Origin of the sequence: Streptomyces sp. NPDC052299 (genome assembly GCF_040679335.1) — a bacterium.
Lineage (GTDB): Bacteria > Actinomycetota > Actinomycetes > Streptomycetales > Streptomycetaceae > Streptomyces.
Genome location: NZ_JBFAUP010000015.1, coordinates 177,377 through 191,622 on the forward strand (window position 1 = coordinate 177,377; position 14,246 = coordinate 191,622).

Below are 14,246 nucleotides of genomic sequence, written 5' to 3' on the forward strand. Positions count from 1 at the left end.
GCGCGGAAGGGCAGGGCACGGCACCGGCCCCTTTGGGGACCGGTGGTGCCCGTCACGTCCGCGCGATGCACACCCGCGTCAGGAGCTCTCGCCCGCCGACCGGCGGACCGCGCCGTCGCAGCCGGCCGATCCTCACTCGCCAGTCCTCCGACGCCCATCCGGCCAACACCGCGGCCACTACGGCGAGAAGGGCCGGCACCGGCAGCGGGTTACGCTGCTGGGCCGGGGTGGACAGGCACATTTCGCCGCGCATGCCCGCACCTGTCGCGGCCCGGACGGCCGGCGCGCCGTGCACGGTCGTCGGCGTCTCCGCCGGGGCCATCGCCGACGCGGTGTGATGGTCGGGCATGGGGGCGACCGCGGAAGGCATCGCACCGTGGCAGCCCTCGGCGGCGGTGGCCGGAGCGCCGTGCATCAGGAAGAGACCGAGCAGCAACGCACTCACGGCAGCCAGCCGGGCGACGCCCCGCCTGCCAGCCGCTCCGCCGCTCATGCCCGAATCCCCATTCCTGTCAGCCACTTCCGGGGTCACGATACCCCTCTGGGGTACCTTACACCGCACTCGTACGCGCGCGGGACTCAGACTGCGAGGCTGCGTACGACGTCGAACTCGTTGCCCTCGGGGTCGGCCATGACCACCCAGCTCCGACCGGACCCCTGGCCCACGTCCACTCGGGTGGCGCCGAGGGCCAGCAGCCGGGCGACCTCGTCAGCCGTACTGGCGTCGACCGGGCTCACGTCGAGGTGGAGCCGGTTCTTGACGGTCTTCGCCTCGGGCACCCGGACGAAGAACAGGGTCGGCGGCATCTGCCCGGCCCGCACGGCCTCGGCGGTCGGCTCCCACGAGGAGATCTCCACCATGCCCTCGCTCCGGTCGAGCACGGTGAAGTCCAGTACTTCGCACCAGAAGGCAGCGAGCCGCTCCGGGTCGAGGCATTCGATGACGAGTTCGGTGAACCTGCTGGTCACGGTTTCTCCGTATATTGAGGGCCGAGCGGCACGGCACGGCCGTGGAGCCGTTCGGCGAGGGGCGCGAACTGCGTTGGTTGTACCGGCCGTTCAGGCGCTCGGCTGGGGCGGGGCGGCGGCTTCGAGGTCGTCCACCGAGCCGGACATGAGCGTCCGGATGTGATCGGTGATGTGGTCGGCGGGCCAGTCCCACCAGGCCAGTGCGAGAAGGCGGGCCACGTCCTTCTCCTCGTAACGCGTCCGCAGCAGCCGGGCCGGGTTGCCGCCGACGATTCCGTAGTCAGGTACGTCCTTGGTGACCACCGAGGCGCTGCCGATGATCGCGCCGTGCCCGATCCGTACGCCGGGCAGCACGGTCACCCCGTGGCCGAACCAGACGTCGTTGCCGACGACCGTGTCGCCCCGGTTCGGCAGCCCCGCGAGCAGGTCGAAGTGGTCGGCCCAGGAGCCGCCCAGGGTCGGGAACGGGAAGGTGGACGGGCCGTCCATGCGGTGGTTGGCGCCGTTCATCAGGAAGCGCACGCCCGTGCCGAGCGCACAGAACCTGCCGATGATCAGCTTCTCCGGCCCGTAGTGGTACAGCACGTTGCGGGTCTCGAACGCCGTGGCGTCGTCCGGGTCGTCGTAGTACGAGTACTCCCCCACCTCGATCAGCGGCGAGGTCACCAGGGGCTTGAGCTGCACCACCCTCGGCTGGCCGGGCATCGGGTGGAGCACGGTCGGGTCTGCGGGTACGGGCACGGCAGGTCCTCATCGTGTGCGAGCGGTTGATACGCGGTCGACGACCGGCAGGCGCGGGACGGCGGATGTCCGAAGCCACGTGCACGCGCCCCCCTGACGGAACGGCACGAGCCGTGCCGTTCCGTCTCGCTGAAGAGTGCCCAGCCTCGGGAACACTTGTCAAGAACGGCACGTGCCGTGCCGCTAGAATGGGGACATGACTGCCGCCCGACGCAACGGCCCCGCGCTGACCGAAGCCATCATGCGAACCACTCTTGAGCTGGGACAGGAACTCGGCTACGCGAAGCTCAGCATCGAGGCGATCGCCGCCCGGGCCGGCGTCGGCAAGCACACCATCTACCGCCGGTGGCCTTCCAAAGGCGCCCTTCTGCTCGACTCGCTTCTCTCGCTCAGCGAGTCGACCCTGGACTATCCGCACACGGACGATGTCAAGGCAGACCTGCGCCGGCAGATCCACGAAGCCATCGACCTCCTGGCCGGGCCGAAGTTCCGGCCGCTCTTCCAGGCACTGGTCGGCGAGGCCCAGCACGACCCGGGCGTGGCCACCGCGCTCAACGAACGTTTCATCGGCCCGCAGGCGGACAAGACCGTGGCACGCCTGGAGACGGCACGGAACGAGGGCCTTCTCTCACCGGACTTCGACCTGGACCTGGCGATGGCACTCCTCTCCGGCCCGCTGTACTTCCGGCTGCTGATCACGCAGGAACCGCTCACCCACACGTACGTCGACCGCGTCCTCGACGCCCTCTTCGCGGGAATCGGGAAGCGGCCCTGAGCGGGGTGCCGAGCGGCCTGACGGGCCAGGAGCCCGGACACTTCCGGGCTCCTGGCCCGTCAGGCCCTGCCGAAGACGTCGCTCACGCCAGCGCCTCGTGGTTCGCCCACGCCGCCTTGAAGGGGTAGCGGGTGCGCCAGGTGTCGAAGACGGCACCGACCTCCGGTGCGGCGAACAGGGTCCCCAGCGCCTCAACGTCGGCGGCGCCGAGCTGGACGACGACGGTGGCGATGAAGGCCGGGATCTGCTCCTCGCCCGGGACCGGGATGTGACGCTGCGCGGCGAACGTCTGGAGCGCGCCGGTGCTCTTCGCGGCCTTCTCGAGGTCCGTGAGGTACTGGTTCAGGTCCGCTTCGGGAATCGGTTGGGTGAACTGGACGAACATGGTGTGCTGAATCATGCCCCCATATGACCAGGGAATACCCGGCAGCGTCCAAGACCTTCTGAGCAGGTTTTCGATAACCTGAAGGAATGGATCTGTTGGAGGTCAGGGAGCTGCGCCACTTCGTCGCCGTGGCCGAGGAGCTGCACTTCGGCCGCGCCGCCGAAAGGCTCGCCGTCGCGCAGCCCGCCCTGTCGAAGACCATCAAGCGCATCGAGTCCCGGTTGCGCGTCACGCTCTTCGAGCGCACCAGCCGCAGCGTCGTACTGACGCCTGCGGGCGCGGTCCTGCTGGAGCACGGCCGGCATGCTCTGAACGCGATGACGGTCGCCGTGCGGAACGCCCAGCGCGCCGCCGACGACGCACCGCTCCGCTTCGTGATCAAGCCCGGAGGGGACGCGAACCTGCTGTCCGGGATTCTCGCCGCCTACGCGGAGCAGCCCGGTGCCCGGCGCGTCGACATCCTCTTCAGCGGCGCCACCGACCGCACCGATCATCTGCGCGACGGACGAGCCGACGCGGGCCTGCTCTACGCCCCGTTCGACGACCTCCGCGGACTGGCCACCGAGACGCTGCATGTCGAGGACCGGGTGGCCGTCCTCCCCGAAGACCACCGGCTCGCCGGGCGCGACAGTCTCTCCCTGAGCGACCTCGGCGACGAGGTCTTCCCGCGGTGGGCGGGTGTCCCCGGCGGCGGGAACGGTCCGGAGGTCGCCGACGCCGGCGAACTGGTCTCTCTGGTGCGGATCGGCCGCGTCGTCGCGGTCCTGCCCCGCTCACTCGTCACACCGGTGGCACAGGGGATCGTGTGCGTCCCTGTTCCCGATGCGGGGCCGAGCCGCATCGTCATCGCCCGCCGGAACGACGACCGGCGCGAGCACGTCACCGCCCTGATCGCCGCCGCGTCGCGGCAGCGCGGCTGAGTCCTCCCGCACATGGCGCCGGGAGGCGGTTGACGGCTTCGGCGCCGTCGTCACCACCGCCTGCGTGCAACTCACTTGCATCGATCCTGCAATGCGTACGCGCGAAGCTCCGCCGTGAGCACTACCGCTCCCGATCGTCGGAAAGAGGAAGTGAGCCCGGTGAAACTACACCAGTTGCCCAGAAGGACCGCCGCCATCGCAGCGGCGACGACCGCCTTCGCCCTGGGCGCGATAGGCCCGGCGCAGGCGGCCAACACCACGCTGAGCACGTCGTGGGGAAGCATGACCCACATCGACTCCGGCGACCACTTCAAGGTCTGCGACACCCGGGTGGACGGCTTCGCGGTCACAGGCGGTGTCCAGGAGTACTGGCCGCTGCAGGGTACGTGGCACGAAGCCTCGCCGTGGATTCTCGTGGACGGCGGGGACGCCGGCTGTTCCGGTGAAGGCGATTTCAATGTGGAGGAAGGCGCGAAGTACCGCCTCAAACTGTGCCTGGCCAATCACGACGGCGAACCCGGGTGCGTGTACAAGGTCTTCTACGAGTAACGGGAGCGATCGGTCAGCGTGTACGGGCCGCTGAGGAGCCGTTTGCCGACGGGCTGCCCGGACACGCGGAGTGAGGTCCCGGCTGGGCCATCGGCGGGTGGTCCAGCCGGGACGCGCCGTCCACGAGGTCGCACGACTTGGATGCGGCCTCGGCGCACGATGTCAGTCCTCCGCAGGTCGGCGGATCGCGGCCAGGGCGGCGCGAGCACGGCGTTCGGCCGGGCGCAGGTGCATCTCTGCGGCTGCGAGAAGGGCGGCTTCCACGTGCTCACAACGCGCACGTCCACGTCGACGGGTCGCGTCAGCGCTCAGCGCAGCGGCGGGTTCGGAGCGCCTGCCGGATCTCGGCCCCTTCGACTGCCGTGGGTCCTGGACGCGGCATTCGAGCGCTGGTCGAGAAGTGGACCTGCTGAACCTCGCGGGGAGCTTCACCGGCGGACAAATTCGGCTGCGCGCGGCTTTGCGCCTCCGCATACTGGCGGTCTCCGACTCCCGAAATCCGAAGGAACGTTCGCACGTGCAGGCTGCCGTCACCGTCACCCCCGCTCAGATCCCCGAACTGCTGCTGGGCCTCGCGACCGTGCGGCCCGTGTTCCTGTGGGGCGCTCCCGGGATCGGCAAGTCGTCGCTCGTACGGAAGTTCGCCGAGTCCCTGGGGCTGGAGTGCGTCAGCCTGCTCGGGACCCAGCTCGCGCCGGAGGATCTCATCGGGGTGCCCCAGATCCGCGACGGCCGGTCCGTGTTCTGCCCGCCCGAGTCCATCGCCCGTGACGAGCCGTACTGCCTGTTCCTGGACGAGCTCAACGCGGCGACCCCCGATGTGCAGAAGGCCTTCTACTCGCTGATCCTGGACCGGCGCATCGGGTCCTACGAGCTGCCCGCCGGCTCGATCGTGATCGGGGCCGGCAACCGTGCCACGGACAACGCCCTGGCGCGGCCCATCGCCTCCGCCCTGGTCAACCGGCTCACCCATGTCCACCTCCGGGCCTCGGCAGCGGACTGGCTGGTGTGGGCGGGTGAGAACGGTGTCCACCCGTGGGTGACGGACTACCTCGTCGACCGCCCCGACCACCTGTGGTCGCAGCCGCCCAAGACCGAGGAGCCGTTCTCCACGCCCCGTTCCTGGCACATGCTCTCGGACGCCTTGCACTCCTTCGGGCCGGAGATCGATGAGGAGACCCTGAAGGTCGTCGTGCACGGCACGCTGACACCCGCTCACGCCGTCTCCTTCTGCGGCTACGCGAAGATCGTCCGTCATGCCTTCGGTATCGAGGCGATCCTCAAGGGCGACGCCTCGTGGCCGGGGCGGCCCGAGGACCGCGACCTGCTCTACTACCTGGCCGACGCGTTCCGGGGGCGCCTGGTCAAGGAGCTGCCGCGCCGGAAGGAGCACGTCTCACCGGCCCTGCGGCAGACCGCCTATCGGGCCAAGGCACTGCTCGTGCAGCTCGCCGAGATCTCGGTCGAGGTCGCCCAGACCGTCATCGCGGACGACGCCGACGGGCTGCCCGTGCTGCCCGCGTGGTTCCTCGTGGACGCCGCGCGGGACATGCCCCGGCTGGTCGAGGCCCGGCGGTGAAGGGGGCCCGCGGGCGCCGGGGCGGTGGCAAGGACGGGAAGGACACGGCCGACCCGGCGACCGAAGCCTTCGCCGCCGGGCTCGCGCTCGTCAAGCGCAATCCGGCGTTCGCGGCCGTGGAGGCGTCCGTGTGCCGCCAGGACACGTGCGCGGCGGCCCCGGCAAGAGGGCTGGCCGCCGTCACATCGAACGGCACCATCCACGTACACCCCACCAGGCGGGCCGATCCGGCGGAGTGGGCGTGGGTGCTCGCGCACTGTCTGCTGCACCTCGGTTTCGGCCATGTGCCCGCCTCGGCGGACGAACCGCGCGAACAGCCCGACCGCTTCGACCTCGCGGCACGCTGCACGGTCGTCAACCGCTTCCTGGCCGGCCACCCGATGGGCCGGGCGCCGGTCGCCCTGCCACCGTCGTTCCCGGGCGGCGACGAGGAACTCCTCGCCGCGCGATGGCGGCGCGACGGCATCCCCGCGGGCTACGAACACTGCGGCACCGCGGGCGAGCGCCCCGACCAGATCCTCACCACCTGGAAGTCCTGGGACAATTCCACGGTCCCGGACTGGGAGACCGCCTTCGCACACGCGCTCACCCGCAGTGTGTCCGCCGCGATGGACGTGGCGGGCGGCCGCCGCGACCGGGTCACGGGCGAGCTCGCGCCCCAGCGGCCCTGGGACCGCGCCCTGAACTGGTTCGTCTCCTCCTATCCCCTGCTGGGCGGGATCGCCGCGGGGCTGAAGATCGTGGCCGACGCGGAACTGGCGCGTACGCAGGACATCACCATCGCGGCGGTGAGTCCGGTCGCGGGCGAGATCTACGTCAACCCGCTGCGCGGCTTCACGGACGAGGAATGGCGCTTCGTCCTCGCGCACGAGATGCTGCACGCCGCGCTTCGGCACGGCGAACGCCGGGGAGGCCGTGACCCGTTCCTGTTCAATGTCGCCGCCGACTACGTCGTCAACGACTGGCTCGTCCAGATGCGCGTCGGCGACATGCCGGAGGGGCTGCTGTACGACCCGGAGCTGCGGGGCCTGTCCGCCGAGGAAGTGTACGACCGCATCGCCCACGACCTGCGCCGCCGCCGCAGGCTCGCAACGCTGCGGGGCAAGGGTGCCGGGGACATCCTGGGCGAGCCGCTGCCGCATGCCGGTGCGCGGCCGTACACCGATCTGGACGAGTTCTACCGGCGCGGGCTGGTCCAGGGCCTCGACCTGCACCAGTACGGGGAGCGCGGCCGCCTGCCCGCAGGGCTGATCCAGGAGATCCGTGCCCTGTCGCACCCGCCCCTGCCATGGGACGCGCGACTGGCCCGCTGGTTCGACGAGTACGTTCCCCGGCCGGAGCCCGTACGCTCGTACGCGCGTCCGGCACGGCGGCAGGCCTCGACCCCCGACATCCCGCGCGCCGGGCGGTACTTTCCGCCCGAGGAGACGGCTCGCTGCACCTTCGGCGTCGTCCTGGACACCTCCGGCTCGATGAACAGCACCCTGCTCGGCAAGGCTCTCGGGGCCATCGCGTCGTACGCCGAGGCCCGCGACGTGCCCGCGGCACGCGTCGTCTTCTGCGACGCCGCCCCCTACGACGCCGGTTACCTGCCGCCCACCGAGATCGCCGGCCGGGTGCGGGTACGCGGCCGCGGCGGCACCGAACTCCAGCCCGGTGTGGACCTGTTGCAGCGCGCGGATGACTTCCCGCCGGGCGCGCCGGTCCTCGTCATCACGGACGGCTGGTGCGACGTCCTCCGCATCCGGCGCGAGCACGCCTACCTGATCCCGCAGGGCGCGTCACTGCCGTTCACCCCGCGCGGCCCGGTGTTCCGGCTGACCTAGGGACTTCGGCCCGGAGGGTGAACCGACCGGGCCGGGAGGGCCGGCGCGGTGCCTCGTCACGTCCGCCCGAGATCGGCCTGTACGAGGTCGTGGTCCGACCACGCCGTGAGGTGCACCCGCTGCTCCAGCGTGTCGAAGCCACGGAGGAAGACGTAGTCGAACTTGCTGCGCCAATCGGTGGTCGGCTCGCACGTGCCCGCCCCGGAAGGACCGCACCCGGGGTCCGCGTCCCCGGCCACGCGCCACATCACGGCCAGTTCGGGTGCATCGGGCACCGCGTTGAAGTCGCCGAGAACGATCGTGCGGTCGTAGCGGGCGACCGCCTTGGCCAGCACGCCGGTCTGTTGCGCGCGGACCGATTCCTGTCGTCGCTCGGCCAAGTGCGTGTTGAAGACCCGGACGGGCATGCCGTCCACCAGGGTCGTGACGGCCATGTACCCGCGGTCCTCGGAACCGCCGTCGAGGTATTCGACGTTCACGAGGTCGGACATCGGGGCGGCCGCGAGGATGGCCTGACCGAAGCCCCCGGGGCTCCAGGGCAGGCCTCCGCATCGGCTCCAACTCGGCAGCACCGATCCGTACTCGACGTGGTAGACCAGTCCGTACCGGTATCGCAGATAGTTCCGGATCTTCTCCACATCGCCCACGCACGCTTCCTGCAGGCCGATGACCTGAGGCGCGTACGTGGCGATCTCCGCGGCTCTGCCGCCGTTCTGCCCGCCCCCCTTGCAGGGGTTGCAGATGTTCCAGGTCATGACCCTGTTCGGCACGGCGTTCTCGGGGGCGCCGGCCGGCAGTGGCTGAGCCGTGTAGACGCTGCTCGATGCGCTGGGGCCGGCGAGCAGCAGGCAGGCCACGATCAGCGCACCCGCGAGCCACCGCGCGCCGGTTCCGGTCACCTTCGGCTCCTCGAAGTCGATTCACACACCCACGTGCGGGGTGCCCCCGCACGAGTTTATGTGGCGGTGTGTTTGCGCCTGCTCACGGATGTGTACGGTGCGAGGGGGCCGCCGGACGCTCACCCCATGGCCACCGTGCGTCGCCCTTCGCCACCACCCGAAGGGGGGATCCGCGATCCCTGGACAACCGCGGCCTTCATCCGGATTCCGGGCCGCGCGATCGTTGAAGGGCAGGCGACGGACCGGCCCGGTCCGCCCGCACCTCGACCCGAACGGGAGCCACCATGACCCGCATCGCCCTGATCACCGGCGCCAACCGGGGCCTCGGCCGCAGCACCGCACTGCACCTCGCCGAGGCCGGGACCGATCTGATCCTCACCTACCGCTCGCACGCCGACGAGGCCGAGGCCGTCGTGGAGGCGGCCAGGAAGCTCGGCCGCACGGCGGTCGCCCTGCGGCTGGACACCGGCAACACCGCCGAGTTCCCCGCCTTCACCGCGCAGGTGCGTCAGACGCTGGACCGGGAGTGGGGCCGCGACGACCTCGACATCCTCGTCAACAACGCCGGCCACGGGGTGCACGCGCCGTTCGCCGAGACCACCGAGGAGCAGTTCGACGGGCTGATGGACGTCCACGTCAAGGGCGTCTTCTTCCTCACCCAGGCCCTGCTCCCCCTCATCAAGGACGGCGGCCGCATCCTCAACGTCTCCACCGGCCTGACCCGCTTCATCGCCGCACCGACCGCCGCGTACGCCGCGGCCAAGGGTGCCGTGGAAATCCTCACCCGGTACCTCGCGAAGGAGCTGGGGCCGCGCGGCATCGCGGTCAACGCCCTCGCGCCGGGCGCCACCGGCACCGACTTCGGCGGTGGCGGGGTCCGCGACGACGAGGGGATGCGGTCCATGCTGAGCGGTGTCACCGCGATGGGCCGCCCGGGCGAGCCCGATGACATCGGCGCCGCCGCTGCCGCGCTGCTCGCCGAGGGCACCTCCTGGGTCACCGGCCAGCGCATCGAGGCGTCCGGCGGCATGCTGCTCTGAAGGCCCGCCCGGGCCCGAGCACCTGAGCCAGGGCCGTGCCCCGGCTGTCAGGCACCATGGTCACGAGGGAGACTGGAACCGTGGACCGAGCACAACTCGCGGACTTCCTCCGCACCCGACGCGAAGCCCTGCAACCGGAGGACGTGGGACTGCCCCGCGGGCCGCGCCGCCGCACCCGCGGCTTGCGCCGGGAGGAGGCGGCGGCTCTCAGCGGTATGTCGACCGACTACTACAGCCGGCTGGAGCAGCAGCGCGGGCCGCAGCCCTCGGAGCCGATGCTGGCGGCCATCGCCCGTGGTCTGCGCCTCTCGCTCGCCGAGCGCGACCACCTGTTCCGTATCGCCGGGCACAACACCCCCGCCCGGCCCGGCAGCCTGCGCTCCGACCACATCACGCCCGGCCTGATGCGCATCCTCGGGCGACTGGACGACACCCCGGCGCAGGTCGTCAGCGATGTGGCGGAGACCCTGGCCCAGACCCCGGCGGCCACCGCGCTGCTCGGCGACCAGACACGGTTCACCGGACCTGAACGCAGCCTCACGTACCGCTGGTTCACCGATCCTTCGACCCGGCTGGTGTACCCGGAGGAGGACCACCCGCTGCACAGCCGCTTCTTCACCTCCGGACTGCGGGCCGCCTACTCACGGCAGGGCGCGGGCGGCCGGGCCGAGAAGCTGCGCGATCTTCTGCTGGAACGCAGCGCGGAGTTCGCCGCCCTGTGGAGCGCGCACGAGATCGACGTCCCACGGGTGGACCCCAAGCTGGTACGCCACCCCGAGCTGGGCGTCCTCACCCTCCAGTGCCAGGTCCTGCTGGACCCGGAGCAGAACCAGACGCTGCTGGTGTACACCGCCACGCCCGGCTCGGCGGACGACGAGAAGCTGCGGCTGCTGCCGGTGCTGGGGGCGCGGGCGGTGGGCACCTGACGGTCCTGCCTAGGGCAGGACCGTCGCGTGGGTGGCGGCGCGGGCGAGATCCGGGCGGCTGAGCACTTCGGTGCTGTCGACGAACTGGTCCACGGCGCCGGCCGGTGGCAGGGCGAGCACGGCCGGATCGGTGATGCGGGCGGTCAGCGCCCCGGCGAAGCGTTCGGCGTGCAGGACCTGGAACGGCCGGTTGTGGTACGGCCGAGTCGTGGGGTCGACGGGGTCGCAGAGGCCCAGGCGGTTGTGCGCCGCCGCGACCGTCTCGTAAGCACGGGCGAGGTGGCGTTCGCGGGTGTGCCAGTCGGTCGCGGCGAGGGCCGCGATGAGCACCGGCGTGAGGGCGGCCCCCTGGGGGCTGGTGGCGAAGGCGCTGCCGAGCCATTTGCCGTACGGCGGGTAGCGGCGGTCCATGAGGAGGCAGAGCCGCATCAGGTCCCGCACCAGCCGGGCGGCGACGACGGCGGAGCCGAGTTCGTCGCCCACCTCGCCGCAGCGCCCGACGAAGGCTTCCTCCTGGGAGATGCGCCGCCACTGGCAGGCGAGGAGGTACAGCCAGACGTCGTCGGGGTACCAGGCGAGGGCCGCCCGGGCCGGTACGAGGCGTCCGAGGCCGTCGTGGAAGACCGCACCTGCCGTGACCTCGGCGAGACGCTGTGCGGGGGTGGCCAGCCAGTCCGCCGGGGTGATGCCGTCGCCCGGGTCGAATCCCAGCCGTTCGGTGAACCAGGTGGCGGCGTCGGTGACCGTCACCCGGTGACGCACCGGGCCCCCGGTCTCCCGCATGACCCCGATGCCGTCGTCGCCGGTCTCGGCGAAATGCGTCGGGTAGCCGCAGAACGACTTCGGCAGGCGCTCGGAGAGCAGCGCCACGATGTCCGGTCCGTGACGGGCGGCGTCCCGCGGGTGCAGGAAGACCTCCAGACGAGGACCCCACTCGTGGTCGGCGGAGCGGGCGGTGTCGAAACCGAGGACTTCCGAACCGCTGCCGAGACGGGCGGCGGAATGTGTCAGCCCGGGGACGGCTTCGTCCAGCAACGGCCGCACGGCGACGGCGTAGAAGCGGCGCGAGAGTTCCAGTCCGGGAATGAAGCGTGGCGGCGTCATACCGCCGAGAGTGCCGTAGTGACGGTGACGGGGCGACAGCATTTCCGCGCGATCCGCTGCGCCTGTCGCCTCCGGGCCGCCCTGGTCATGGCAGTTCGAGTTCGGGCAAGGAGAAGAATTCGCTGATGGCCCGCACCGTTCGTTCCTCGTCGTCCTCCCGGTCGACTTCGGCCGTCGGCCCGGTCAGCTGCGCCGCCGTGAGGGCGGGCAGCAGCAGATCGGGCTCCTGGCCCGCGCGGTAGTACAGGGTCTCGAAGCTGAAGCCCGTGATCAGACTCCCGTCGCGGTAGTACTGGAACGAGGGCATGTGGGCCTTCGGCCGGCACGGCTCGGTCACGAAGACGGCGAGCTCGCCGCCGTCCCGGCACAGACGTCCGTAGTCGGCGAGGTCGTAGTCACCGTTCTCCCAGCTGAACATGTCGTGCATCACCAGTCCCCAGTCGGCCCCCGTGCCGTAGGCGAGTGGCATGCGCTGCTGGTCGAGGAGTCCTCGCACGAGCGTGTCCAGGGGCAGCCCTCGGAAGAAGACGACGTTGGTCTCCTCGTGGTGCGGGAGCGCGCGGCGTATCCAATGCGTCATGCCATGCACCGTAGACGCACCCACTGACACGGCCCGGCGGCCGCCCCCTGGCTGTTCGTCTCCGGTCACGAGGCCGCGGTGACGACGACGGCATCGCGCATCGGGAAGACATGGCCGGGCAGATGAGGCTGGCCTATCGGCCGATCGCCTTGTGAGCCGGAGGCCGGAGCGGTCGACCGGTGGGGCTTACGGTTTGTGGGTCACCCAGAGTGCTTCCGCCGGCCAGTGGTGGGCCCAGTCGGGCGGCTCGGTCTTGTTGTAGCCATTCGCCGCTTCGGGGGCGGGCCGCGGTTCGATGAGGTCGTCGATGACGAGACCCGCACCTCGCAGGACCCTGATCCAGTCGCCGTAGGTGAGCTGGTAGCTGACCGCGCCCTGGTCCTCATCGATGCTGTCCAGGCCGAAGTAGTCCCGTTGCAGCGTCGTGGTCGCGCGGCTGTTGGCTTCGTCGTAGCAGGCTTCGAACCACGGGCTGGCGACGTTGAACACCAGGCGCCCGCCTCGGCGCAGTACGCGTGCGGCCTGCGGTACGGCGAGGTGCGGGGGCGCCCAGCTGAGCCCGCCGTAGTCGCAGAACACGAGGTCGAAGGTGTCGGCGGCGAACGGGAGGTGTTCGGCGGCGCCTTGCACCAGGGGGTAGCGGGTCGGCCCCATCGCACGGGCCGCGGCGGCAAGCTGCTCCTCGGACAGGTCGAACCCGACCACCGAGGCGCCTTCGGCGGCGAGCGCCCTGGACCACTGTCCGGCGCCGCAGCCGAGTTCCAGTACGCGCCGGCCGGTGACGTCGCCGAGCGCCTGCAGGTGCGCGTCGGGGATCGCGTACGTGCCCCACAGGCGGGGCATCGCACCGATGCGCGCGTCGTGTTTGTGCTGGTAGGAGCTGCTGATCTGATTCCAGAAGCGCCTGTTGCCGGAAATGCTGTCCATGCCCCGACCCCACCACCACCTGCTGCGGCGGTCAACGTGATTGAGGGCTAGCTCCTACGGAACAGGGCCGTCCACAGGAATCCGGCGCCGAAGCGGGGCAAATCCGCCGGCTCGCCCCGCAGCCCAGGTCCAGGGCCCGGCCGGGGGCGATCAGGCCCTGTTCGAGGTAGCGGGCCAAGCTCTCGTCCGGCTTCATCGGGAAGAACGGTACGGGCCTCGACCTGTCGGCGTAGAACCGGTCCCAGAAGTCCTTGCCGTCCCCGGCCGCCAAGTGGTCGCTCCCGGCATCGGCGACGAAGAACTCGTCAAGGAGTGCGAGAACGTCCTCGACAGTACGCACGGTCCGGTCCACCCAGGCCCCCTTTCAACCACGCCCGACCCTAGGAGCGCCGACGCCGGGAAGCCAGGTCGCCCCAAGCCCCCCACCAGCCCGAACGCCCCGCTGCCGCGTGACGCGCCTATCGCCGGGACTCCGTCTCCCGGCCCGCTTCCGCGTCCTTCAGCCGTGCGCCGAGAGCTCTGAACGGGCTGTTCCCAGCCGAGCCCGGGGCAAGAATTCCTCGGATTCGCCGATGAGTTCGCCGTGCTCGAACGGTCCACCCACCGACCCACCCGTCAACGGCAGGAGCCCCATGTCCACCATTCAGCCAGTGATCCTCACCGCCCACCAGGAGGTCCTGGCCGGGTTCTACACTGAGCTGTTCGGCGCCGAGGAGGTCTTCCGGGTACCGGCGGAAGGGCCGGTGTTCTACCTCGGTCTACGCATCGGCGACACCGACCTCGGGCTGGTGGCCAAGCCGGAAGCGGCCGACGGCGCGGCGCCCCGGATGCTGCTCAGCATCGCTGTGGACGATGTCGACGTGGCGCTCGGGCGGGTGGAAGCGCTCGGCGGATCGGTCGGCGGCGCGCCGAAAGACATGCCGTGGGGACAGCGTGTGGCCCACGTCCTGGACCCCGACGGCAACCCGCTGAACCTCACGCAGCCGATCGAGCCGTCCGGCGTGCAGCCCCCTGGGCAGTGACGAA

The 14,246-nt window shown here is 70.9% G+C and carries 16 protein-coding genes and 1 pseudogene; 8 read left to right on the top strand and 9 right to left on the bottom strand.

What is annotated here, in order from left to right; translation table 11 throughout:
- Positions 1-52: 52 nt before the first annotated feature.
- The 3 genes from AB0L33_RS25060 to AB0L33_RS25070 form a co-directional block, all read right to left on the bottom strand.
- Entirely contained in the window at positions 53-493 is a 441-nt protein-coding gene (locus tag AB0L33_RS25060; protein WP_365684958.1) for a hypothetical protein, read from the bottom strand.
- An 86-nt stretch (positions 494-579) separates the two neighbouring features.
- A complete protein-coding gene (locus tag AB0L33_RS25065) occupies positions 580-969 on the bottom strand; it encodes a VOC family protein (protein ID WP_365684960.1) in 390 nt (129 codons plus the stop codon).
- Positions 970-1,059: 90 nt separating this feature from the next.
- A complete protein-coding gene (locus tag AB0L33_RS25070) occupies positions 1,060-1,710 on the bottom strand; it encodes a CatB-related O-acetyltransferase (RefSeq protein WP_365684961.1) in 651 nt (216 codons plus the stop codon).
- A gap of 196 nt (positions 1,711-1,906) precedes the next feature.
- Here AB0L33_RS25070 and AB0L33_RS25075 point away from each other — a divergent pair, with 196 nt between their 5' ends.
- The gene (locus AB0L33_RS25075) at positions 1,907-2,485 is read left to right on the top strand and encodes a TetR/AcrR family transcriptional regulator (RefSeq protein WP_365684962.1); all 579 of its coding nucleotides are present in this window, start codon (positions 1,907-1,909) and stop codon (positions 2,483-2,485) included.
- 82 nt (positions 2,486-2,567) lie between these two features.
- On the opposite strand, the gene AB0L33_RS25080 is transcribed toward AB0L33_RS25075, so the two are convergent.
- Positions 2,568-2,885: a hypothetical protein gene (locus AB0L33_RS25080; protein WP_365684963.1), complete on the bottom strand. Its 318-nt coding sequence runs from the start codon at positions 2,883-2,885 to the stop codon at positions 2,568-2,570.
- Between the two features lie 71 nt (positions 2,886-2,956).
- Here AB0L33_RS25080 and AB0L33_RS25085 point away from each other — a divergent pair, with 71 nt between their 5' ends.
- The 4 genes from AB0L33_RS25085 (at position 2,957) to AB0L33_RS25100 (ending at position 7,744) form a co-directional block, all read left to right on the top strand.
- Positions 2,957-3,790, top strand: a complete 834-nt coding sequence (locus AB0L33_RS25085) for a LysR family transcriptional regulator (RefSeq protein WP_365684964.1) — start codon at positions 2,957-2,959, stop codon at positions 3,788-3,790.
- A 174-nt stretch (positions 3,791-3,964) separates the two neighbouring features.
- Complete coding sequence (locus tag AB0L33_RS25090) at positions 3,965-4,339, top strand: hypothetical protein (RefSeq protein ID WP_365684965.1); 375 nt, start codon at positions 3,965-3,967, stop codon at positions 4,337-4,339.
- Positions 4,340-4,856: 517 nt separating this feature from the next.
- Entirely contained in the window at positions 4,857-5,918 is a 1,062-nt protein-coding gene (locus AB0L33_RS25095; RefSeq protein WP_365684966.1) for an AAA family ATPase, read from the top strand.
- Entirely contained in the window at positions 5,915-7,744 is a 1,830-nt protein-coding gene (locus AB0L33_RS25100) for a hypothetical protein (protein WP_365684967.1), read from the top strand. Before AB0L33_RS25095 ends, AB0L33_RS25100 begins: the two co-directional genes overlap by 4 nt.
- Positions 7,745-7,800: 56 nt before the next feature.
- Here the strand turns inward: AB0L33_RS25100 and AB0L33_RS25105 are convergent, their stop codons facing one another.
- Entirely contained in the window at positions 7,801-8,643 is an 843-nt protein-coding gene (locus tag AB0L33_RS25105) for an endonuclease/exonuclease/phosphatase family protein (RefSeq protein WP_365684968.1), read from the bottom strand.
- A 284-nt stretch (positions 8,644-8,927) separates the two neighbouring features.
- On the opposite strand from AB0L33_RS25105, the gene AB0L33_RS25110 reads away from it, so the two are divergent.
- Together AB0L33_RS25110 and AB0L33_RS25115 are read left to right on the top strand one after the other, a co-directional pair.
- Positions 8,928-9,683, top strand: a complete 756-nt coding sequence (locus tag AB0L33_RS25110; RefSeq protein ID WP_365684969.1) for an SDR family oxidoreductase — start codon at positions 8,928-8,930, stop codon at positions 9,681-9,683.
- Positions 9,684-9,763: 80 nt separating this feature from the next.
- Positions 9,764-10,609, top strand: coding sequence for a helix-turn-helix transcriptional regulator (locus AB0L33_RS25115; RefSeq protein ID WP_365684970.1), 846 nt, complete (start codon positions 9,764-9,766; stop codon positions 10,607-10,609).
- A gap of 9 nt (positions 10,610-10,618) precedes the next feature.
- On the opposite strand, the gene AB0L33_RS25120 is transcribed toward AB0L33_RS25115, so the two are convergent.
- The 4 genes and pseudogenes from AB0L33_RS25120 to AB0L33_RS25135 all read right to left on the bottom strand — a co-directional run.
- Positions 10,619-11,713 (bottom strand): DUF4037 domain-containing protein, encoded by a 1,095-nt coding sequence (locus AB0L33_RS25120; protein ID WP_365684971.1) that lies wholly within the window; start codon positions 11,711-11,713, stop codon positions 10,619-10,621.
- An 85-nt stretch (positions 11,714-11,798) separates the two neighbouring features.
- Positions 11,799-12,293: a hypothetical protein gene (locus tag AB0L33_RS25125; protein ID WP_365684973.1), complete on the bottom strand. Its 495-nt coding sequence runs from the start codon at positions 12,291-12,293 to the stop codon at positions 11,799-11,801.
- 186 nt (positions 12,294-12,479) lie between these two features.
- A complete protein-coding gene (locus tag AB0L33_RS25130; RefSeq protein WP_365684975.1) occupies positions 12,480-13,220 on the bottom strand; it encodes a class I SAM-dependent methyltransferase in 741 nt (246 codons plus the stop codon).
- Positions 13,221-13,332: 112 nt separating this feature from the next.
- A pseudogene (locus tag AB0L33_RS25135) lies at positions 13,333-13,572 on the bottom strand (SAM-dependent methyltransferase); the annotation flags it as partial.
- 280 nt (positions 13,573-13,852) lie between these two features.
- On the opposite strand from AB0L33_RS25135, the gene AB0L33_RS25140 reads away from it, so the two are divergent.
- Positions 13,853-14,242, top strand: coding sequence for a VOC family protein (locus AB0L33_RS25140; RefSeq protein ID WP_365684977.1), 390 nt, complete (start codon positions 13,853-13,855; stop codon positions 14,240-14,242).
- The last annotated feature ends 4 nt before the right edge of the window (positions 14,243-14,246 follow it).